1 protein-coding gene is annotated in these 388 nt (G+C 64.4%); it reads left to right on the forward strand.

Going from position 1 to position 388, the window contains the following annotated elements; genetic code table 11:
* Positions 1–41 precede the first annotated feature (41 nt).
* The coding region (locus tag SKC42_RS27510; RefSeq protein ID WP_330967379.1) for a hypothetical protein at positions 42–388 on the forward strand (347 nt) is incomplete at its 3' end.

Genomic DNA, 388 nt, shown 5'->3' on the forward strand with positions numbered 1-388 from the left:
GCCTGGCGTTGCCGGGTCTGCCGCCGATCTCGTTCCCGGCGTTGCCGCCGATTTCGTTGCCGAATATTGGTGCTGACATCAACGCCGCGATCAACACGTTGCTGTCGGGAAGCTTGGCTCTGCCGGGTCTGCCGCCGATCACGCTGCCGGCGTTGCCGCCGATTTCGTTGCCGAATATCGGTGCTGACATCAATGCGGCGATCAACGCGGTGTTAACGGGCAACCTGGCGTTGCCGGGCTTCCCGCCGATCACGCTGCCGCCGTTCGCGTTCCCGAACCTGGGTAGCCTGGGCGTTGAGCTCAGTGCGGCGCTTAATGGCATCGGTGGGTCGCTGAGTGCGTCGCTGAATGGGTTGGGTGCGTCGCTGAATGCGGCGTTGAACGCGGC

The sequence above is a fragment of the Mycobacterium sp. 050134 genome (assembly GCF_036409085.1).
Classification (GTDB): Bacteria; Actinomycetota; Actinomycetes; order Mycobacteriales; family Mycobacteriaceae; genus Mycobacterium.